The sequence below is a fragment of the Streptomyces panacea genome, assembly GCF_040560175.1.
In the GTDB taxonomy this organism is placed as follows: domain Bacteria; phylum Actinomycetota; class Actinomycetes; order Streptomycetales; family Streptomycetaceae; genus Streptomyces; species Streptomyces panacea.
Window position 1 is genome coordinate 1 of the sequence record NZ_JARJHW010000028.1, and the last position, 20341, is coordinate 20341.

At 71.3% G+C, this 20341-nt stretch carries 17 protein-coding genes; 6 read left to right on the forward strand and 11 right to left on the reverse strand.

Annotation, left to right across the window (positions count from 1 at the left end; genetic code table 11):
* Positions 1-158, reverse strand: a 158-nt coding sequence (locus P3L51_RS09900; protein WP_354604773.1) for an SflA family class IV lanthipeptide, incomplete at its 3' end; no start/stop codon positions are given.
* Positions 159-427: 269 nt separating this feature from the next.
* On the opposite strand from P3L51_RS09900, the gene P3L51_RS09905 reads away from it, so the two are divergent.
* The 5 genes from P3L51_RS09905 to P3L51_RS09925 all read left to right on the forward strand — a co-directional run bounded on the left by P3L51_RS09905 (position 428) and on the right by P3L51_RS09925 (position 8605).
* Positions 428-1609 (forward strand): phospholipase D-like domain-containing protein, encoded by a 1182-nt coding sequence (locus P3L51_RS09905; protein ID WP_354604738.1) that lies wholly within the window; start codon positions 428-430, stop codon positions 1607-1609.
* 221 nt (positions 1610-1830) lie between these two features.
* A complete protein-coding gene (gene lanKC, locus P3L51_RS09910; RefSeq protein ID WP_354604739.1) occupies positions 1831-4608 on the forward strand; it encodes a class III lanthionine synthetase LanKC in 2778 nt (925 codons plus the stop codon).
* On the forward strand, positions 4605-4733 hold the full coding sequence (gene ramS / locus P3L51_RS09915; protein ID WP_023536623.1) for a mycelium formation morphogenetic lantipeptide SapB: 129 nt from the start codon (positions 4605-4607) through the stop codon (positions 4731-4733). Before lanKC ends, ramS begins: the two co-directional genes overlap by 4 nt.
* Before the next feature lie 189 nt (positions 4734-4922).
* Positions 4923-6755 (forward strand): ABC transporter ATP-binding protein, encoded by a 1833-nt coding sequence (locus P3L51_RS09920; protein WP_354604740.1) that lies wholly within the window; start codon positions 4923-4925, stop codon positions 6753-6755.
* Positions 6752-8605, forward strand: a complete 1854-nt coding sequence (locus P3L51_RS09925) for an ATP-binding cassette domain-containing protein (protein WP_354604741.1) — start codon at positions 6752-6754, stop codon at positions 8603-8605. The genes P3L51_RS09920 and P3L51_RS09925 overlap by 4 nt, the downstream gene beginning before the upstream one ends.
* Positions 8606-8639: 34 nt before the next feature.
* Here P3L51_RS09925 and P3L51_RS09930 read toward each other — a convergent pair whose 3' ends face one another.
* The 8 genes from P3L51_RS09930 to P3L51_RS09965 all read right to left on the reverse strand — a co-directional run bounded on the left by P3L51_RS09930 (position 8640) and on the right by P3L51_RS09965 (position 16741).
* Positions 8640-9269, reverse strand: coding sequence for a response regulator transcription factor (locus P3L51_RS09930; protein WP_354604742.1), 630 nt, complete (start codon positions 9267-9269; stop codon positions 8640-8642).
* A 511-nt stretch (positions 9270-9780) separates the two neighbouring features.
* Positions 9781-10449: an O-methyltransferase gene (locus tag P3L51_RS09935; protein WP_354604743.1), complete on the reverse strand. Its 669-nt coding sequence runs from the start codon at positions 10447-10449 to the stop codon at positions 9781-9783.
* A gap of 322 nt (positions 10450-10771) precedes the next feature.
* Positions 10772-11584 (reverse strand): thioesterase II family protein, encoded by an 813-nt coding sequence (locus P3L51_RS09940; protein ID WP_354604744.1) that lies wholly within the window; start codon positions 11582-11584, stop codon positions 10772-10774.
* A gap of 58 nt (positions 11585-11642) precedes the next feature.
* Positions 11643-12383 carry a 3-oxoacyl-ACP reductase FabG gene (gene fabG, locus P3L51_RS09945; RefSeq protein WP_354604745.1) on the reverse strand — a complete coding sequence of 247 codons (741 nt, stop codon included), beginning with the start codon at positions 12381-12383 and terminating at the stop codon, positions 11643-11645.
* Complete coding sequence (locus P3L51_RS09950) at positions 12380-12637, reverse strand: acyl carrier protein (protein ID WP_354604746.1); 258 nt, start codon at positions 12635-12637, stop codon at positions 12380-12382. The genes fabG and P3L51_RS09950 overlap by 4 nt, the downstream gene beginning before the upstream one ends.
* Positions 12638-12651: 14 nt before the next feature.
* Positions 12652-13689, reverse strand: a complete 1038-nt coding sequence (locus P3L51_RS09955) for a beta-ketoacyl synthase N-terminal-like domain-containing protein (protein WP_354604747.1) — start codon at positions 13687-13689, stop codon at positions 12652-12654.
* Positions 13686-14852 carry a beta-ketoacyl-[acyl-carrier-protein] synthase family protein gene (locus tag P3L51_RS09960; protein ID WP_354604748.1) on the reverse strand — a complete coding sequence of 389 codons (1167 nt, stop codon included), beginning with the start codon at positions 14850-14852 and terminating at the stop codon, positions 13686-13688. Before P3L51_RS09960 ends, P3L51_RS09955 begins: the two co-directional genes overlap by 4 nt.
* The gene (locus P3L51_RS09965; protein ID WP_354604749.1) at positions 14849-16741 is read right to left on the reverse strand and encodes an AMP-binding protein; all 1893 of its coding nucleotides are present in this window, start codon (positions 16739-16741) and stop codon (positions 14849-14851) included. Before P3L51_RS09965 ends, P3L51_RS09960 begins: the two co-directional genes overlap by 4 nt.
* A gap of 437 nt (positions 16742-17178) precedes the next feature.
* Between P3L51_RS09965 and argB the strand changes: the two genes are divergently transcribed.
* Complete coding sequence (argB, locus tag P3L51_RS09970) at positions 17179-18129, forward strand: acetylglutamate kinase (protein ID WP_354604750.1); 951 nt, start codon at positions 17179-17181, stop codon at positions 18127-18129.
* Here argB and P3L51_RS09975 read toward each other — a convergent pair.
* Entirely contained in the window at positions 18113-18634 is a 522-nt protein-coding gene (locus P3L51_RS09975; RefSeq protein ID WP_435594416.1) for a GNAT family N-acetyltransferase, read from the reverse strand. The genes argB and P3L51_RS09975 overlap by 17 nt on opposite strands.
* Before the next feature lie 81 nt (positions 18635-18715).
* The gene (locus P3L51_RS09980; protein ID WP_354604751.1) at positions 18716-20320 is read right to left on the reverse strand and encodes an amidohydrolase; all 1605 of its coding nucleotides are present in this window, start codon (positions 20318-20320) and stop codon (positions 18716-18718) included.
* Positions 20321-20341 lie beyond the last annotated feature (21 nt).

Below are 20341 nucleotides of genomic sequence, written 5' to 3' on the forward strand. Positions count from 1 at the left end.
TCGCAGGCGACGCGGGTCGTGGCCGTCGGCCAGGGCTCGGGCAGACACGCCTCGATACCGCGACTGGGGTCGAACTCGTCCTCGAACGGGATCTCTTCTTCCTCCACGGCCACGTCGAGTGGGCCGGCGTCGCGGATCTGCACTGCCAGAGGGCTCATGACGGTCCTTGTCTGTGCGGAGAGGCAGAGGGGACGACCCGAGGCGCCAGGGTCGTCATGCTCCTGACAGTTTCACCAAAGCCGACCGCTCCCGCAAGATGGGGACGCCCGGGACGCGGCCCTCTCGCGCCCGCGATCCTGGCCGCGGCCGGGGCTTCGGCCACCACCCCGGCCCAACCCGACACCGGCCTTCTCGACGGCATCCGGCCAAGATCCACAGCCTTTCTGAAACACCGTCACCAGTTCTGGACATGCCATACGATGCGCCGGTGAACACACATAAGCCCATTTTCAGGCGTCGTTCTCTGACAAGCACGCTCCTGCTCATCATGGCCCTGATGGTGACGGTGATCTCCGCACCCTCGGCGTCGGCCGCGACCAGCGACTGCGAGGAGTCGACATCGGGCCGTTACGAGACCTGCTTCATCTACGGTGGCGGAGCCCCGGATCTCCTGCTGGTCTCCAAGATCAAGGGCAAGATCGACGCGACCGCCGACGCGACCGCGGCCGGCGAGACGGGCAACTACATTCGCATCGCCCTCTTCAACTGGTTCGCCGACGGTGGCGGCCAGGACATCGCGAACGCGGTCGTACGTGCCCAGAACAGCGGCGTGAGCGTCCGCGTCGTGATAGGCCCGTCGGATTCCGGGATCAGGACGCAGCTCGTGAACGCCGGTATCGACGTGAAGTACTGCGCCAAATCCTGTATGGAGACCGACCAGGGCTCGATGCACAACAAGTTCTTCCTGGTCAAAAAGGGCGACACGAAGCTGGTGATCCAGAGTTCGAGCAACCTGGGCGCGTTCCAGGCCCAGCATGCGCAGAACCTGCTGATCAGCCGGGACGACGACGCGCTGTTCTCGGCCTACGTCAACTACTGGCGGCGGCTGTACCTCGGCAGCTGGACGTACGACAACGTCTCGTGGGACACCAACACCACCAGGATGATCGACGGCACCTACGACCTCTCGAAGGCGTACTTCTACCCTCAGGCCGGAAGTAATCGGGTCGCCGACATCCTGGGCAACGTCTCGGCCTGCGAGCCGGGCAACGACCGGGTCTGGATGGAAGCCAGCGGGCTGGACGACAGCGGCTACTCACAGAGCATCGTGGCGCAGCTGAAGCGCCTGCGCGGCATCGGCTGCGACATCAAGATCATCGTCCAGAAGCAGGAAGGCCACGACATCCTGACGGGTTACGGGATCGCCGAATCCGACATCCACTGTGACGGCTGGAGCCACAACAAGCTGCTCCTGATCGACGCGAAGTACGCCAGTGAATGGCGGAAGCCGGTGTTCGTCGGCTCCTACAACATCACCGAGAACTCGGCCTACCGCGCCAACGACGCGATGCTGCGCGTCATCGACGGGTCGGTCACCAATCGGTACATCAATCAATTCCAGGCGCTCTGGATGAATCCGCGCACGTGCGACGCCCCCGATGAGGGATAGCGGGTCCGTCACGACGTGAAAGCCGGCTTCAACCGGTGAATGCCGCCGCCGGCTCCGGTCCCGTGTGTGAACACGAGGCCGGAGCCGGGTCGTTGATCCGGTCGCTCACGACACACTCCTGTTACTCGTGCGTAACGCATGGTCGTTCGGTGACATCGGCGACTATGGGCCGCCCTCCGCGGCGTGGCACGGTTGGCGCTGTCGCCGACGAGGGAGGGTGCGTGAACAAGGGTTACGCCGTGTTCTGCGACGCGGACCGGCATTTCTACGACTCACCGCACCACCTGTCCCCCGCCAACGACCCGACCGACCCGACCGAGTTCACCGATTCAGCCGGCACCGCGGTCGGCAGGACGGGCGAGTGGTACGAAGCCGCCCGCCGCCCGGTGCCCGACGGCTGGCAGCGCCATCACAGCGGCGACTGGCTGGCGTTGCGCCCCGTGGAGCACGAACTGCCTTCCCAGGGCTGGAAGATTCACCTGTCGGCCTGTCTGGACAATGCCGAGTCGATTCTCGACCGGACCATGGCCTACTGCTTCGCCCGCCGTATCGCGTTCAAATTCGTACCGAGCAGATATCTGCTCCACACGCGGAACGCCAAATACGCCGACCGCGGCGCCAGCGGGAAATTCATCACCGTCTATCCGGCGGACGAGGAGCAGTTCGGCCGCGTCGCCGGGGAACTCGACGCACTGCTGACCGGGGAGCCCGGCCCGTACATCCTGAGCGACCTCCGGTGGAACGCGGGCCCGGTCCACGTGCGGTACGGCAGCTTCACGCGCCGTGACTGCTACGCCGACGGCATGCTGCGCCCGGCGGTCGAGAACGCCGACGGCAAGCTCGTACCCGATCTGCGCGGACCCGTCTTCCGGATACCCGACTGGGTCACCCCGCCCGACGTCCTGCTCCCCCACCTCGAAGCGCGCGCCGCGACGACCGTCCAGGCGTCGCCGTACGTCGTGGAGCAGGCACTGCACTTCTCCAACGGCGGTGGCGTGTACGTCGGCCGCGACAGCCGGACCGGCGAGAAGGTGGTCCTCAAGGAGGCCAGGCCGTACGCCGGCCTGGCGGCGGACGGCGCCGACGCGGTGACCCGGCTCGGCCGGGAGCGGCACGCCCTGGAGACGCTGTCGGGGCTCGCCTGCACCCCGGAGGTCCGCGACACGTTCGAAATCGGCGGCCACCACTTCCTGGTGCTGGAGTTCGTGGAGGGCAAACCCCTCAACTCCTTCTTCGCCCGCAGGCATCCGCTGATCGACGCGGATCCCGGAGCCGAGCGGCTCGCCGAGTACACGCGGTGGGCGCTGCGCGTGTACGGGCTGGTGGAAAAGGCCGTCGAGGCGGTGCACGAACGCGGGATCGTCTTCAACGACCTGCACCTGTTCAACATCATGGTCTCCGAGGACGAGTCCTCCGTCGTACTCCTGGACTTCGAGGCCGCGGCGCCCGCCGCCGACAACGGGCGGCAGACCGTAGCCAATCCGGCGTTCGTCGCACCGGCCGGCCGACGCGGCTTCGATGTCGACCGGTACGCCCTCGCCTGTCTGCGCCTGGCCCTGTTCATACCGCTGACCAGTCTCTTCGCGATCGACCGGGAGAAGGCGGCGCATCTGGCGGAGGTGGTGGCGCGGGAGTTTCCCGTCGACCGCGCCTTCCTGGACGAAGCGGTGGCCGAGATTCTTCGCGACCCGGGCTGGGACTCCGACCGCGACGCCGACCGGGGCGCCGACCGGGGCGCGGGACCCGATTCGGTCACCCGGGCGGCTTCCCCGAAGCCGACCGCGCCCTATCTGCCGGCCGAGCCCGCCGACTGGCCGTACAGCCGCGACTCCATGGTCCGCGCGATCCTCGCCTCCGCGACCCCGGAGCGCGACGACCGCTACTTCCCCGGCGACATCGCCCAGTTCGCCACGGCCGGGGGCGGTCTCTCCTTCGGCTACGGCACCGCCGGAGTCCTCTACGCCCTCGCCGAGAGCGGCGCCGACCCGTGCCCCCGCGCCGAGGAATGGCTGCTGGAGCGAACCAAGCAGCCGGAGTCCGGCACCCCGCTGGGCTTCTACGACGGCCTCGCGGGCCTCAGTTGGACCCTGCACCGGCTCGGCCATCCGCACCGGGCCCTGGAACTGGCCGAGTTGACACTCCGTCAGCCATGGGACGAGCTCCCCGCCGATCTGCACGGCGGCGCCGCCGGCCTGGGCCTCGCGCTCAGCGCGCTCGGCGAGGCGACCGGCGAGAGCGGACTGGACGACGCGGCCCTGGTCTGCGCGCAGCTCGCCGCCCGCGCCATGGACGCCGCTCCCGCGGGGCCGGTCGCCGACGGAACACGCATCGCCGACGGCACACACCGGGCCGGGCTGCTGTACGGCGGCGCCGGCGTGGCACTCCTCTTCATCCGCCTGTACGAACGCACCCGCGACACGGCCCTGCTCGACCTCGCGGCGCGGGCGCTGGGCAGCGACCTGGACCGCTGCGTACGGAGCGCGGGCGGCACGCTCCAGGTGAACGAGGGCTGGCGCACCATGCCCTATCTGGGCGCGGGCAGCGTCGGCATAGGAATGGTCCTCGACGACTACCTCGCTCACCGCGCCGACGAACGATTCGAGCGGGCACGCGGCGAGATCGTACGGGCGGCCCAGGCCACCTTCTACGCGCAGCCCGGCCTCTTCCGCGGCGCGGCCGGCATGGTGCTCCACCTCAGCCGTACGTCGGTGACGGGCCCCGGCACCGAACCGGCCGACATCGCCCGGCAGTTGGGCACGCTCGCCTGGCACGCGCTGCCCTACCGGGGCCAACTCGCCTTCCCCGGAGAGCAGATGATGCGGCTCTCCATGGACCTCGCGACCGGTACCGCCGGTTGTCTGCTGGCGGTCGCCGCCGCCCACGCGGACGAACCCGCGCGACTGCCGTTCCTCCCGCCGCTGAAGAAGCGGCCCATGAACCGGCTCCTCGTGGAGTCGCGAACAGAACACCGTCCCCATAAAAGAGAGGCACAGTCATGAACCTTCTTGACCTGCAGTCGATGGAGACCCCGAAGGAAGAGGCCACGGGCGACGTCGCCACCGGCAGCCGGGCGAGCCTGCTGCTCTGCGGTGACAGCAGCCTGAGCATCACCACCTGTAACTGACACCGCCGGTCGTCGGCCGGCCGATGACCTGGTGCCGCGAGCGCCGGACGGGCTCTCCATCCCGTCCGGCGCTCGCGGACGTTCAGTCGCGCACCACGCGGGCGGAGGTACGGTGCCGCAGCGCGTATCCGTACGACGCGGTACGGGAGAACCGCACCGGCCGCCGCCCGAACCGAGGGGACCCCCTTCTTGAAGACGCCGTCCGCCCCCGACGACCGTGACGCGACAGCCGCCGGTCTCCTGCTGGGGGCCGCGCGGCACAGCGCGGGCCGCACCGCGGCGGTCTTCCTCTGTTCCGCCGCGTCCGCGGTCGCGTCCCTCGCACTGCCCGCCGTCCTCGGCCGCACCCTCGACCTCCTGCTCGCACGAAGCCCCGATGCGGACCCCTGGCTGCTCGCCTGCACGGCCGTCATCGTCGCCGAGGTACTGCTGGACGCGCTGGTGGCACTGTTCGGCGGTACCACGAGCGCCCGTTCCGCCGCCTGGCTCCGCACCCGGGGTGTGCACCACCTGCTCGCCGCGTGGCCCGGCCACGCCTCCCGCTTCCCGCCCGGCGACGTGGCCGTCCGGCTCACCGCGAACGCCACCGAGGCGAGCACCGCGCCCGTCTCCGCCGCGACACTCGGCGCCTCGCTGCTCGCGCCGACGGGGGCGATCGTCGCGCTCTTCCTGATCGACCCATGGACCGCGCTCACCTTCCTCGCGGGCCTTCCGCTGCTGATGCTGGTCCTGCGCGCCTTCGCCCGCGGTTCCTCCGACAGTGTCGCGAGCTACCAGCACGTCCAGGCCGACATCGCGACGCGCCTGGTGGAGGCGCTGGCCGGGGCCCGGACGATCGCCGCCGCCGGCACCGAGGCCCGCGACCGCGATCGTGTCCTCGCCCCGCTGCCCGAACTCGCCGCGCAGGGCAGCCGCATGTGGCGGATCCACGGCGCCGCCGTCGCCCGCAGCGGTGTGCTCATGCCGCTGCTGACGATCGCGGTCCTGGCGGTCGGCGGCGTCCGGCTCGCGTCGGGGGACATGAGCGTCGGCGATCTGCTGGCCGCCGCCCGTTACGCGGCGCTCGCCGCCGGTGTCGGTACGGCGGCCGGCCTGCTCGGCTCCCTGATCCGCAGCCGCGCGGCGGGCCGCCGGACGGCGGAGCTGATGGCCCTGCCCGCCATGACCTACGGAACCCGGAGCCTGCCGCCCGAGGGGCGCGGCACGCTGGACCTGCGCGGGGTGGCCGTGACACGCGACGGCCGCACCGTCCTCGACGGAATCGACCTGACGATCCCCGGCGGCACATCGGTGGCGGTCGTCGGCCGCTCGGGTGCGGGCAAGTCCACGCTGGCGGCGGTCGCGGGGCGCCTCACGGAGCCGGACGAGGGAGACGTCCTGCTGGACGGTGTCCCGCTCGGCGCCGTACCGCACGACGAACTGCGCCGCGAGGTCGGTTACGCCTTCGAGCGCCCGGTCCTGTTCGGCGCCACGCTCGGCGAAGCGCTGGCCGGCCGCGCACCGGTGGCGGAGGAACGGGCGCGAACCGACGAACGGGTCCGGGCCGCCGAGGAACGGGCGCGGACCGACGAACGGGTCCGGGCGGCGGCACGCGCGGCGAGCGCGGACGCGTTCGTACGGCTGCTCCCGCAGGGGTACGCGACCCCGCCGCACACCGCGCCGCTCTCCGGAGGTGAGCTCCAACGCCTCGGCCTGGCAAGGGCGTTCGCCCGTGCCGGGCGGCTGCTGGTGCTGGACGACGCGACATCCAGCCTGGACACCGTCACGGAGCACCAGGTGGAGCGCGCCCTCGCCCGGGACGTCCGCCACGGCACCCGGCTGATCGTCGCCCACCGCCTCTCCTCGGCGGCCCGCTGCGACCTGGTGATCTGGCTGGAGGAGGGCAGGGTGCGGGCGACGGGCCCGCACGAGGAGTTGTGGTGCTCCGAGGACTACCGAGCCCTGTTCGCCCCTCCGGAACCCACGCCGGCGCCCGCCGCTGAGCGGACCACCGAGCGGACCACCGAGCGGGCCGACCGATGAGCGCCGCCGTGAAGGCGCCGGCCGGCGGGACGCGGCCCGGCCGGGGGATGCTGCGCAGGAACCTGCCGCCCGCGCGACGGTTCCTGGGGAGCAGGAAACGGGTGCTCGTACGGCTGGGCGGCTGGTCGTTGCTGGAGTCCGGGCAGACCTTCCTCGGCGGGTACTGCCTCGCCCAGGCCCTCGATCGCGGCTTCCTCGCCGGGCACACCGGCACCGGTCTCGGCTGGCTCGCGGTCGCCGCCGCGGCGATCCTCGGAGCGGGTCCTCCCGTACGCGGCGTCTTCGCTCAACTCGCCCAGCTGACCGAGCCGTTGCGGGACGCGCTCGTACGGCGCGCGGTCCGGCAGGCGCTGCGCCGGGCGGTCACCGACCCGGCCCGTACCGACGACCGCTCGGACACCGGCGCCGTCTCGCGGCTCACCCACCAGACAGAGATCGTCCGCGACAGTTTCGCCGGACTCGTCCTCACCGTGCGGGCGTTCGTCTTCAACGCCGTCGGCGCGCTGATCGGCCTGCTGGCCCTCGCCCCCGAACTGCTCCTCGTGGTTGTGCCGCCGCTCGTCGTGGGCATCGCGCTCTTCCTCGCCACGCTGCTCCCGATGGCCTCGGCGCAGCGGCGCTTCCTGGACGCGGACGAGGCCGTCGCCGAGGGTGTGGGGGCTGTCTCCGCCGGCCATCGCGACCTCGTGGCCTGTGGCGCGCAGGCGGACGCGGCGGCTCGTACGGGACGGCTGTTCGACTCCGCCGAGCGGACGTCCCGTGTGCTGGCGCGCTGGGCGGCGGTACGTACGGTGGCGCTCGGCGTCGCCGGCCAACTCCCCGTGCTCCTTCTGCTCGTCACCACGCCGTGGCTGCTGCGGCAGGGGGTGACGACCGGGGCGCTGGCCGGGGCGCTCACCTATCTCCTCCAGGCGCTGCTGCCCGCGCTGCACAGCATGATGACCGCGCTCGGAGCGGCGGGGACACGGCTGTTGGTGGTGGTCGACCGTTTCCAGGACGCGACGGCCGTTCCCGGGCCGCCGCTGCCCGCGCCCCGGCCGCCCGGGAACGGCCGTGTCGTCGGATCCGTACCCGGTCCCCACGACCGCCCCGCACCGGCGGTCGAGGTCCGCGCCGTCACCCACGCCTACGGCCCCGACTCACCCCCCGTACTGGAGCACCTCCACCTCACCGTCCGGCGCGGCGAACACATCGCCGTCGTCGGCCCGAGCGGCATCGGTAAGTCCACCCTCGCGGGCGTCGTCTCCGGGCTCGTCACGCCCGACCTCGGCACGGTGCTGCTCGGCGGGGAGCCGGTGACCGGCGGGACGGCCCAGGAGCTGGCGGAGCGCCGCGTCCTGATCCCGCAGCAGGCGTATGTCTTCACCGGCAGCGTCCGCGACAATCTCCTGCACCTGCGGCCGGACGCCTCGGACGACGAACTGGCGCACGCCGTCGCGGTGTTGGGCGCCGAGCCCCTCGTGGACCGGCTGGGCGGCCCGGAGGCCGTACTCGACCCCCGGGGACTGTCCCACGGTGAGCGCCAGTTGCTGGCGCTGTGCCGGGCCTATCTCTCCCCCGCGCCGCTCGTGGTGCTCGACGAGGCCACCTGCCATCTGGACCCGGCCGCGGAGGCACACGCCGAACGCGCCTTCGCCGCGCGGGTCCTTGTCGACGGGACGCGCGACCGTGACGGCGCGCTGATCGTCGTGGCCCACCGGTTGTCGTCCGCGCGCCGGGCGGACCGGGTGCTCGTGCTGGACGGCACCGCACCACGGTTCGGGACGCACGACGAACTGCTGACGAGTTCCCCGCTCTACCGCGACCTGGTCGGCCACTGGCAGCACACGCCGCCGGCCGCCGACCGCTGAACGCGCCGGGCCGGATCCCAGGTCGCGGCCACCGCTACAGCCATCCCGCGTCCTGGGAGATGCGGATGGCGTCCATGCGATTGCGCCCGCCGACCTTGCGTATGGCGGAGGCCAGGTAATTGCGTATCGTCCCGCTCGAAAGATTGAGCGAATTCGCGATCTCGCTGATCGGCGCCCCCTGCGCCGCGAGTCCCAGTGCGCTCAACTCCCTCGGCGTCAAGGGAATCTTCGTCGCCTGGAGGAAATCACAGGCCAGGGAATCGTCCACGAATCGCTCACCACGCGCGACCTGGTGAATGCCCTCGATCAACCGGCTCGGATCGCCGTCCTTGTTGACATATCCCAGCGCTCCCGCCTCGAATGCCCTCAGCAGCGCGCCCGGCTTTCTCGCCGGGGTCAGCACCAATAACGCCCCCATGCCGCCCTGCCCGTTGCCGGATCCGGACCGCCCCGTGCGCGCCGGGTCATCGAGACAGTCGATATCGGTGACCCAGACGTGCGGCGATGGTCCGTGCGCCCCCTGGCGGCTCGGCCGTTTCGGACAGGCCGACACGTCGAGTGTCTCCTCGCAGCGCAACAACGCCACGAGGGCCGAACGGAACAGTCCCACCCTGTGTACGACTTGAACAATGATCATGCGCGCCCCCTTGTAGTGCTCGGTCACCCATCGACATCACATCCACTGCCCGTCTTGCGCCGACAGGAACTCCGTACCGACCGGCAGGTGAGGCACTTTTCATACCGCTGTGAGCCCCCGCCATGCACGCGCGCTCCCCAGTACGCCCCCCACGATTTATTCGCTACTCGCCTTCCCCGGAAAAGCTGTCACATCAACTCGACAAACGGAAAGAAAAAGGGATATCCAGTCAACCGGCGATTGAATCAAGTCGAATTTTCGGGGGTGACCAATCCTTGCCGCCGGGCCGCATATGCCCCGCGCCTGGGCCGTCGGCGAACAGGTCTCACGGATCCCTCTGCTCGAAGCAGGGCGCGTGTTCCGGTCACGGGCCAGGGGCGGGGGAGCGGACCACCGCCGAGTGGCGTGCGGGAACGCCGCGTACGGCGACGGCCGACACCTCCGCGGGTGCGACACGGTGCCGGTGGGACGCCAGGTCTGAGCCGGGCGCGCGGCGGGAGCCGGCCACGCCCCGGCTCCGCGGCGGTGACCGGCGCGGTCAGCGTCTGCGGGCGATGGTCAGGCCGTCCGCGATCGGCAGGAGCACGGACTCGACCCGGTCGTCGGCGCGCACGTGTGCGTTGAACTCCCGGATCGCCAGGCCGTTGCCCTCGGCGTCGGTACGTGCCGCCTCGCCGCCGTACAGCACGTTGTCGGCGAGCAGCAGCCCGCCGGGACGCACGCGCGGTACGAGTTCGTCCCAGTAGGCGCGGTAGCCCGGCTTGTCGGCGTCCAGGAAGACCAGGTCGATCAGCGGCTCCGTCGGCAGGGCCCTGATGGTGTCGAGGGCCGGGGCGATCCGGAGGTCGATACGGTCCCGGAGACCGGCCTCCTTCCACGCCTCCTCGGCGATGGCGGTCCATTCCGTGGAGACGTCGCACGCGAGAACGCGCCCGCCGGGGGCCAGCCCCTGGGCCAGGGCGAGGGTCGAGTACCCCGTGAACGTGCCCACCTCCACAATGCTGCGAGCACCGGTCAGGCGGGCCAACAGGGTGAGCAGGACGCCCTGTTCGTGCGGAATCCGCATCCTCGCGGGGCCGCCGAGCGCCTGGGTGCGGGCGATCAGCCTCTCCTGGACGGGGGTTCGCGGTTCCGCCTGGGCAAGGACGTAGTCGTAGAGATCGGGGGTGAGGGGAACCGTCTTGATCGCGTCCGCGCGGCTGCTCATGTCGTGAGTCCTTCGGGAGGGGCAGGGAGTGGGAATCTGATGCCCGCCGGGCCAGGAGGAGATGGGCGGGGCGGCGGGGCGGCGGACCAATTGTGCCTCGCGGGCCCCGCGGCACCCGGGACGCGGCGTGCGCGGCGGTTTCGCGTCGTACGACAAGGTCGGCCAGGGACCTGGAGCGACCCGGCGCGCGGTCGGACAACGCACGATACCGGCGTGACCCGCTCCGCCGTCCCAGAAGGACAGGGGCGCCGCCACGCCGGTCTCTGGCACATTTCCCTGACACCGGCCCCGGACGCGGTGAGTGACACCGGTCAGGGGCCGCCTACGGGTGCCCGGCCGGTCCCCCACCCGGTGTGTGCGTCGGCTTCGGCCGGAGCAGGGCGCGTACCGTCCGGGTGATGTGCCCGGTCAACTCCTCCCGGTGGTCGTTCAGATAGAAGTGCGCTCCCGAATAGGTGTGCAGCCCCAGGAAGTTGTCCGTCAGATGGGGCCAGGCGTCCAGATGGTGGCGGGCCACCACGGTGTCGTCCGAGCCGGTGAAGAGCGTCAGCGGCACCGGAAGGGGCTTGTCGGGTGTCTCACGGTCCCAGGTGTCCGCGAGTCCCAGATCACTGCGCAGTACGGGGGCGAACGCGTTCCAGAGGCCGTCGTCGCTCAGCAGTCGCTCCGGGGCGCCGCCCGTGGCCCTCAGCCAGTCACGGAGCGCCGCCTCGGAATCGAGGCTCCGGCTCATCGGTGGCCCCACCGAATCCGGTTGGGGCGCGCGGAAGGACGACATCCCCAGCCAGAGGGGCAGTTGGCGTGAGGTGTCCGCGAGGCGGCGCGTGAGCGCGTAGGCGACGCGGGCCCCCACGCTGTGGCCGAAGAACGCGAACGGCCCGTTCAGCAGTGGTGTGAGGGCGTCGTCGAAGAACGCCACGAGGTCCGCGCAGTCGCCGATGAGGGGGAGGCCCTGCGCGTTCCCGCGGCCGGGCGCGTCCAGCAGGCAGATGTCCCAGTCGTCCGGGAAGTGGCGCGTCCAGCCGCGGTAGAGCAGATGGGAGCCGCCCGCGTGGTGGAAGAGGAACAGGCGTACCGCGGGGTCGTCGACGGGCCGGCGCCGGGTGACCGGGCCGAGCGGGGCGATGGCACTCATGCGTGTCCTGCCCGTCGTAGAGGATTCGGGCCCGGTGTCACCGGGGCGGCCACGCCGTTCACATCACCAACCCGCCGTCGACGCCCAGGACTTGCCCGGTGATGTAGGAGGCGCGCGCGGACAGGAGAAACGAGACCAGGTCGGCCACCTCCTCCGACGTGCCGAACCTCGACAGCGGGATCTGGCCGAGATACTTCTTCCTGGCCCGCTCGGACACGTCGGCCGTCATCTCCGTCTCGATGAATCCCGGCGCCACGGTGTTGGCCCGTATGCCGAATCTGCCGTACTCCTTCGCCATGGCCCGGGTGAAGCCGATGATCCCGGCCTTGGCGGCGGAGTAGTTGGTCTGTCCGACGCTTCCGTGGACTCCCGCGATCGAGGACAGCGTCACCAGCGAGCCCGCCCGGCGCTTGACCATGCGTTCGATGGCGGGACGGCAGATGTGGTACGTCCCGTCCAGGTTGGTGGTCAGGACGTCATGCCACTGGGCGTCCTCCATCATCGCCAGCGGTTTGTCCCGGGTGATGCCCGCCGCGGTCACCACGGCGTCGATCGGGCCGAGTTCGTCCTCCGTCGCGGCGAGGAAGGCACGGCTCTCGTCGGCGTCGGCGACATCGGCCCGCATGGCGAGGACACGGGAGCCGAGGGCCGCCGCCTGCCGCTCGGTCTCCTTGGCGGCGTCGCCGCGGGAGACGTAGCAGAAGGCGACGTCGAATCCGTCCTGGGCCAGCCTGGTGACGACGGCCCGGCCGATTCCCCGGGATCCGCCGCTCACCAGCGCTATTCGCCTTTCGGTCACGCCGACGACTCCTCGGCCAGCAGCGATTCGACCAGAGCGCGCAGTTCGGTGAGGTTCTGTACGGAGCCGATGGAGGTGTCCTGGACCGGTACGGCGTAGCGCTGCTCCAGCTGGGAGGATATTTCCAGCACCATCAGCGAGTCCATTTCCAGATCCTCGGCGAAGTGGTCGCCGTCACCGACCTCTTCGGGTTCCAGCTCGAGCGACCGGGCGACGATCGTGCGCAATTCCTCGACGTCCACTGTCAATTCCACTGCGGATTCTCCTTTCATTCGGCGTCCGGGCCGGTCAACAGGAGGGCGGCTGCCGCGTCATCGGCGTCGGCACCTCCCGCCAGCGCGAGGACGGCTTTGGTTCCGTGCGTTCGGATATGGACGGCGCCGACGGCGGCCTGGAGGACTCCCAGGGCGCCCGAGCAGTGTCCGAGTCGCGCCGTGAGGTCCAGGCTCCGGCCGGCGTGGGTGTCCGGCGGTCGCGCCAGGTCGCCGGTGAGCCGGAGTCCGACGGGTGCGGGTGCCAGGGATTCGGTGACCGCGACGGTGGGCGCGAGTTCGGCGCCGCGCGTGTAGGCCGACAGGCGCGCGTAGACGCCCGCCCTTCGTACGGAGGCCTCGCCCGCCGCTTCGAGCACCAGGGCGCACGCCACGTCGGGAACCGGCCGGCCGAGCAGTTTGTCGGCGTGTTCGGCGGCCGGTTCGACGCCGATCACGACCGCTCTGCGGCAGCGGCCCGCCTCGATGAGGTTCCGGGCCCAGTGCACCGCGTCCAGGCCGCTGGTGGCCCCGTTGCAGACGGTGAGGTTCGGGCCGCGCAGCCCGTAGCGGATGGCGACCCAGCCGGCGACGACATTGCTCGACGTCTGTGGAAGGCCGAGCGGACTCAGCCCGGTGACCGTGTCGCGGGCGATGGTGTCGGTGAAGTCGCAGGCCATCCGCAACGTGCCGAGGTTGGAGCTGACCACCACGGCCGTGAGGTCCGCCATGTCGTCGGCCCCGGTACCGGTCTTGGTACCGGCCGCGGCATCGGCCTCGGTGCCGGCCGTCACCCGGAAGCGCCCCTTCTCGTCGAGCAGGCCCGCGTCGTCGAGCGCCTGCTCGGCGGCGTACAGGGCGAGCCGAGACGCACGGTCCTTGTGGCGCATCTCCCGGCCCTTCAAGGCCGTCGCCGGATCGAATCCGTCCGTAGGAGGCAGGGCGGTGAGCAGATCGCGCACGGACCGCAGGCCGGGCACGGCCAGCCCGACGCCGGTGACGACGGTGCCTTTCGGTAAGGGGCGTACGAGGGCCGCCGCTCCCGCGTCGGTCATGCCGCCGCCTCGACGAGCGCGACCGCGTTGATTCCGCCCATGCCGAAGGCGTTGATCTGCGCGGTGGTGATGTCGGCCGCGGTCGCCCCGCCGCGGACCAGGCCGAGTCCGGCCGCCTGCTCGATGGGCTCGGCCAGACCGAGCACCGGCGGGACGGTGCTGCGCCGCATGGCCAGCACGGCGACGACCAGGCTGAGGAGTCCGGAGCCGCCGAGCGTGTGGCCCGTCATGGATTTGATGGCCGTCATCAGCGGGGCCCTGCCCGTACCGGCGAACACCTCGGCGAGGACGGCGGCTTCGGTCTCGTCGTTACGGGGCGTACCGCTGCCGTGCAGCATCACCAGGTCGATGTCCTCACTGCTGACACCGGCACGCCGATGCGCGTCGAGAACGGCCGCGCGTATGCCGTCGGGGTCGGGTGCGGTGGCGTGGCCAGCGTCGCAGTTCATACTGACGGCCTTCAACCGGGCGAGCGGACGCCGGTCGTGCGTCCCCGGGCGCCGGAGGACGACCGCGACGGCGCCCTCTCCCATCAGCATCCCCTTGTGGGACACGTCGAACGGCCGGAGCTCTTGCGGGGATTCGTTCTGCACCCGGTCCAGCATTCCGAAGGCGCTCTCGGTAATGGAGTCCGTGCCCGCCACCACGACCGTGTCGGTCGTGCCGGACTCGATCATGTCGGTGGCCAGGCCCAGTGCGTACAGCGAGGCGGAGCAGGCGTTGGCGAAGGTGTACGTGGAGACAGCGCCGAACGCGTCGCGCAGGGCGCCGCCGAAGTGGAGGTCGGCGGGGTGGAGGGGGGTGCCCTCGGTCCACCACAGTTCCGTGCTGCGCTGCTCGCGCAGCGTCGTCCCGACGAGCACCGGTGTCCGGGAAAGGTCGTCGGACAGGCCCGCGTCGGCGAGAGCCTGCCGGACAGCGTGGATCAGCCACTTGGTCGCCCGCAGCGGCTCGTCCCGGTGGGCGGCGGCGCGGTCGTCGGGAGTGCGGCCGGAAGGGGCACGGTCGTCGATCTCGTAGGCGTGGCGGGTCCGGTACTTGCCGCTGTCGAAAGCCTTCAGCGGGTTGCGCGTCTCCTGCCCGGCGCAGAGCGCGTCGAATATCTCCCCGGGTGTGCGGCCGATGTTGGCGACCGCCCCGCTCCCGGTGATGTCCCAGGTCACGGCTGGTTCACCCGCTGACGGAGCTGGAACGCGGCCAGCTTTCCGGTGGAGGTGACCGGCAGTTGGTCGAGGAACTCCACCCGGGCCGGGCGCTTGAAGGGGGCCAGGCGCGTGCGGATGGCGGCGGTGATGGACCGGCGGACCTGTCCGGTGTCGGATCCGGTCTCGGCGACGGCGTACAGAACGGCCTGTTCCAACCCGTGCGCGTCGGCCTGGCCCACCACCACGCACTCGCGGACGCCTTCGACGGACCGCGCCACGGCCTCGATCTCGCCGGGCGGGACCTTGTAGCCGCCCAGATTCAGCAGGTCGTCGGCGCGGCACAGGTGCACCACGGCGCCGTCACCGCCGGCGTCACCGTCGGCGTTGCGGATCGCGATGTCGCCGGTGTACACGCCACCGTCGGCGAAGGTCTTCGCCGCGGCGTCCGAGCGGCCGATGTAGCCGAGCGCGACCGTGGGGCCGCTGATGTGGAGCCGCCCTTCGACGCCGTCGGGTACCGGGAGGCCCTCGGCGTCCCGGATGGTGGCCCGAACTCCCGGCACGGGCAGGCCGATGGTCCCGGGCATCGGCCGGCCGGCGGGGGTCGCCACAACGATGTGCAGTACCTCCGTCGCACCGAGCCCGTTGATCAGTTCGGCGGAGAAGGTGTTCTGGACGCGCTCGCCGAGCGGGGCCGGTAAGTTCTCGCCGGCGGCGACGCACAGCCGCACCGACTCCGTCCACAGGCCGCCGTCGGACTGGGCGTCGGACGGGGCGTCGGACGTGTCCGCGGAATCGGCGGCATCGACCATCGCCGCGTACAGGCGCGGCACCGACCAGACCACCGTCGGCCGATACCGGTCCAGGGCCGCCGTCACGGTGTGCAGATCGACGCCGCCACGCAAGAGGACCGCCCGAGCGCCGGCCGCGAGCGGGAAGAGCACCGTCCCGCCGAATCCGTACCCGAAGGACATGCGTGCCGTGGACAGCACCGTGTCGTCCTCACGCAGCGCCAGCAGCGAGCCGAATCCGGCCAAGGCCGCCTCGATGGCACCCGCGCTGTGCCGAACTCCCTTGGGCAGGCCCGTACTTCCCGATGTGTACTGGATCAGCGCCTCGCTCTCCGACGGCCAGGCGAACGCGCCGTCCCGGCCGGGGCCGTCGGCGCCGTCCTTACGGAGGTCCGCGACACCGTCCGATCCGCCGCCCGATCCGCCGTCCTCGCGGAAGTCCTGGCCGGCGATCCGGCGCCGGTCAGCGAAGAGGGCTTCCAGGGCTCGCTGCCGCTTGGGCGCGGCATCCAGGTGGATCACGCTCGCCCGGCAGTCGTCGGCGATGTAACCGATCTCCTCGTCGTTGAGGAGAGGGCTGACGACCGCCGGTACGCACCCGCGCCGCCACATGCCGAGGGCGGCCGCGACCGTGGTGACGGAGTCGTCGGCGACGATCAGTCCACGGGTTCCGGCGGGGATGTCCTGGGCGGCCAGCGTCGCCGCGTATCGCACGACGGCGTCGTGCAGCCCTCTGTAGGAGAGGTCGCCGGTGTCGGGGTCGGTGTACGCGATCCGCTCCCCGCGGCCCTGGGCGAGGTGGACTCCCACCAGCCGCTCGACGAGGTCGACGGGCTGCGGCCCCGCCTCCGGACGGCTACTGCCGCCCAACTTCCCGAGCAGCACCGCCGCGGAATCCTCGACGCAGCGCATGGCCGCCGCCTCGACGGGGCTGAGTTTCACCTTGAATTCTTTCTCGGTACGGACGACGACCTCGGTCTTCTCGAGAGAATCGAGGCCGAGGTCTTCGTAGAAGAGCGCGTCGTCCTCGACGTTTTCCTCATCCGTTTCAAGAACTTCGGCCACGATCGTCCGTAATTTCTGCAGTGGTGTGCCGATATTCGCTGCGCCAGACACGAGGTGACACTCCTTCATGTACGCCACTGTCCGACGGCGGCAGAAATTTGCACGGGGCACGGATTTCAAAGCGGCGCGCCGAACAGAGGCGGTCCAAATGAGCCATTGACGAACCAGGTCGATCATTACCCTTGGCCGCCGATTTCACAAACGTCGAAAACAGGCCGCCGGGCGGGTCATCGGTGCGTCGATGGCGCGAACACTGCGGATGCACGAGTACACGGCCTCGGTCGGCAACTGCCCTTCCCGGGGCGGAGAGTTGACCTTCACCCGGCCGCCGGGGGCGACAGGTCCGACACGGACCAGAATCGTCGCTATTTAGGTTAGGCTAAGCTAAGAACACCCGGTGGATCGACCCGATACGGGCCCCGCCGCCGGTCCACGCCGCACGGAACCACCTCACCGGCGCGTTCGACACCCCACGAGAGACGGAAACCATGACGGAGCGGGCCGCGGTGGCCGGAACTAGTGGCGGCGCCGATACGGTCGTGGTCAAGTTCGGCGGCAACGCGATGGTGGACGCGAGCCTGCAACGGACGTTCGCCCAGGACGTCGTGGAGCTGTGGCGCGCGGGTCTGCGCCCGGTCGTGGTGCACGGGGGCGGGCCGCAGATCAGCGCGATGCTCGACCGACTCGGCCTGGAGACCCGGTTCGAGGCGGGCCTGCGGGTGACCACTCCGGAGACCATGGAGGTGGTACGCATGGTGCTGTCCGGCCGGGTCCAGCGGGAGTTGGTCGGCCACATCAACGCCCACGGGCCCTTCGCCGTGGGGATGACGGGCGAGGACGCGCACACGATGACGGCCGTGCGGCGGCCGGCCTGGGTGGACAGCCGGCCGGTGGACATCGGTCTCGTGGGCGACATCGTGGACGTGAACCCGGGCATGGTGCGCACGCTCCTGGAGCAGGGCCACATCCCGGTGGTCTCCCCCGTCGCACGCGGCGAGGACGGTCAGGTCTACAACGTCAACGCGGATCTCGCGGCGTCGGCCCTGGCCGTGGCCCTGAACGCCGCGCGCCTGGTGATACTCACCGATGTGGAGGGGCTGTACGCGAACTGGCCCCACAGCACCGAGGTGATCGAGCACGTGACCGCCGACGCGCTGGACGGGCTGCTGCCGGGGCTGGCGAGCGGGATGCTGCCGAAGATGGAGGGCTGTCTGCGGGCCGTTCGCGGCGGCGTGCGCAAGGCGCACGTACTCGACGGCCGCGTCCCTCACGCGGCGCTGCGGGCCGTCCTGGACGAGATCAGCCCCGGCACCACCGTGGTCCCCGACGACACCCCGGACGGCAGCACGGACAGCCGTCCGGACAGCGACCACGACATCGGCCGGGCCCACGGCCCGGGCAACGCCCGACGGGCGCCCACCGTCACAGGATCCTCCTGAGGATCCGCGCGTCGCGCCGGGGGTCCAGGGACGCCGCCCAGGACGCGGGCGCCAGTCGCGCGGGCGCGGGCGCGAAGCCGTACCGGAGGAACAGACCGCCCCCGCCGGTCGTCGCCGTGAACAGGGCACCGAGCGACTGGGCGCGCGCCGTCGCCAGCGCGGCGCGCAGGAGCCCGGCCCCCACTCCGTGTCCCTGCCGGTGCCCGGCCACACAGAAGCTGTAGAGCACGCCTACGGGCCCGCGACCCTCTCCCGGGGCGCCCTGGTGCACGCGCAGGCCCACACAGCCGTCGAGGGGGCTTCCGGGGGCCTGTGTCACGAGGAAGTCGGCGGCGTGGGCGGCGTAGAGCGAGGCGGGCCGCTCCCGCAGCGCCCCCGAGCGCACGAAGGGCCGGGACAGTTCGGCGAGTGCGGCGGCGTCCTCCTTCCGGGCGGAGCGCACGGAGGGGGTCGGCGCGAGGAGCGCGTGCGACTGGGGGGCGGGGCGCGGCGTAGCCGTGATCAAGGCTTTCCTTCCTCGGTTCCACGATCGAAGGACGGCTCGGCGCCGTGGCACTCCGACGAGACAAACGAGATTAGGTTAGCCTTACCTTACTTTCAAGTCCAGTCGGGGACGGCCCTGTTGGACCGCCGCCTCGCGGCCGTCGACATAGGTGGCCACCACCTCGATGTCCCCGATGCGCGCCGTGTCGACCCGCCGGGGGTCGTCGCCGAGCACGACCAGGTCGGCGGACTTGCCCGGGGTGAGGCTGCCCAGGGTGTCCTCCCAGTGGCAGGCGAAGGCGCCGGCGACCGTATAGGCGCGCAGGGCCTCGTCGACGGTGATGCCCTCGTCCGGGCCGATCACCTGGCCGGAGCCGGCGGCCCGCTCGACCATGAACTGGACTGCCCGCAGCGGGGATCCGTCCGTGACGGGGCGGTCGGAGCTGCCGACGAGGGGGATGCCGTGGTCCAGGAACGCCCTCCCCCGGTAGAGCCACGGGGCCCGCTCGGCGCCCATGATCGCCGCGTAGTCGTCGCCGAAGTGGCGGAGGAAGTTGGGCTGGACGACCGCGCTGACGCCGAGCCGCGCGAAGCGCGGGAGCTGGTCGGGGCGGATCAGCCCGGCGTGTTCGATACGGTGCCGGGCGCCGGGGCGCGGGCGGAGGCGCTGGGCCCGTTCGAGGGCGTCCAGGGCGAGATCCGCCGCGCGGTCGCCGATCGCGTGGACGGCGAGCTGCCACCCGGCGAGGTGACCGGCCACGATCGTGTCCGCGAGCACGTCCGGGTCGTCCTGCAACTGGCCTGCGTGGTCGAGCCCTTCGTACGGGCCGCTGAGCGCGGCGGTCCGGGCCATCATGCCGCCGTCCGTGTAGATCTTCAGCGCGCCCAGGGAGAGCCGGTCGTCACCGAAGCCGGTGCGTATGCCGAGGTCGAGGGCCCGGGGAATGCCGTCGTCCTCGTGCGCGCCGGCCGGGCGCAGCCGGTCGGCGGCCACCATGAGCTGCACACGCAACGGCAACAGACCTTCCTCGCGGGCGAGTTGGTACGCCCCCAGCTCGACCGGACTGTGACCGAAGAGGGCGCCGCCGATGCCCGCTTCGGCGCAGGCGGTGACGCCCTCGGCCAGACAGGTCCGGGCGGCGCGCCCGATCGCCTCGGCCAGCTCCCGCTGGGAATGGGGCAGGCGCAGCGCGCGGGCGGCGCCCATGGCGCCCTCGGTGAGGAAGCCGTTCTCGTGCGGGATGTCGGCGGGGAGCAGGCCGAGGACGGCGGAGTTGACGACGCAGCCGTGTCCGGAGTCGTGCAGCAGGAACACCTTGCGCCCGTGGCTGACCGTGTCCAGTTCGGCGGCGGTCAGATGACGGCCCAGGGCCCGCTGGTCGTAGCCCGCGATGCTCAACCAGCCGCCGGGCGAGCCCTTCCGGGCGGCGGCTTCGGCCACGACGGCGAGCACGTCGTCGATCCGTGTGCGGCCGGCGATGCTCGCGGTGTTCGCCTTCAACCCCGTCCAGGCCAGGTGCACATGGGCGTCGATGAACCCGGGCAGCACGGTGGCGCCCTGGAGGTCGATCACCTCACGTGCGGGCAGCGAGGTCACGGCCTCGTCCAGGCCCACGATCCGGCCCCGCCAGATGCCCAGGTCGTGGGCGACGGGGTGGTCCGGATCCATGGTGAGGAAGCGCGCGTTGGTCAGTCTGCTGCAGAGCATCGGCGGTGCCCCTCCGAGGTG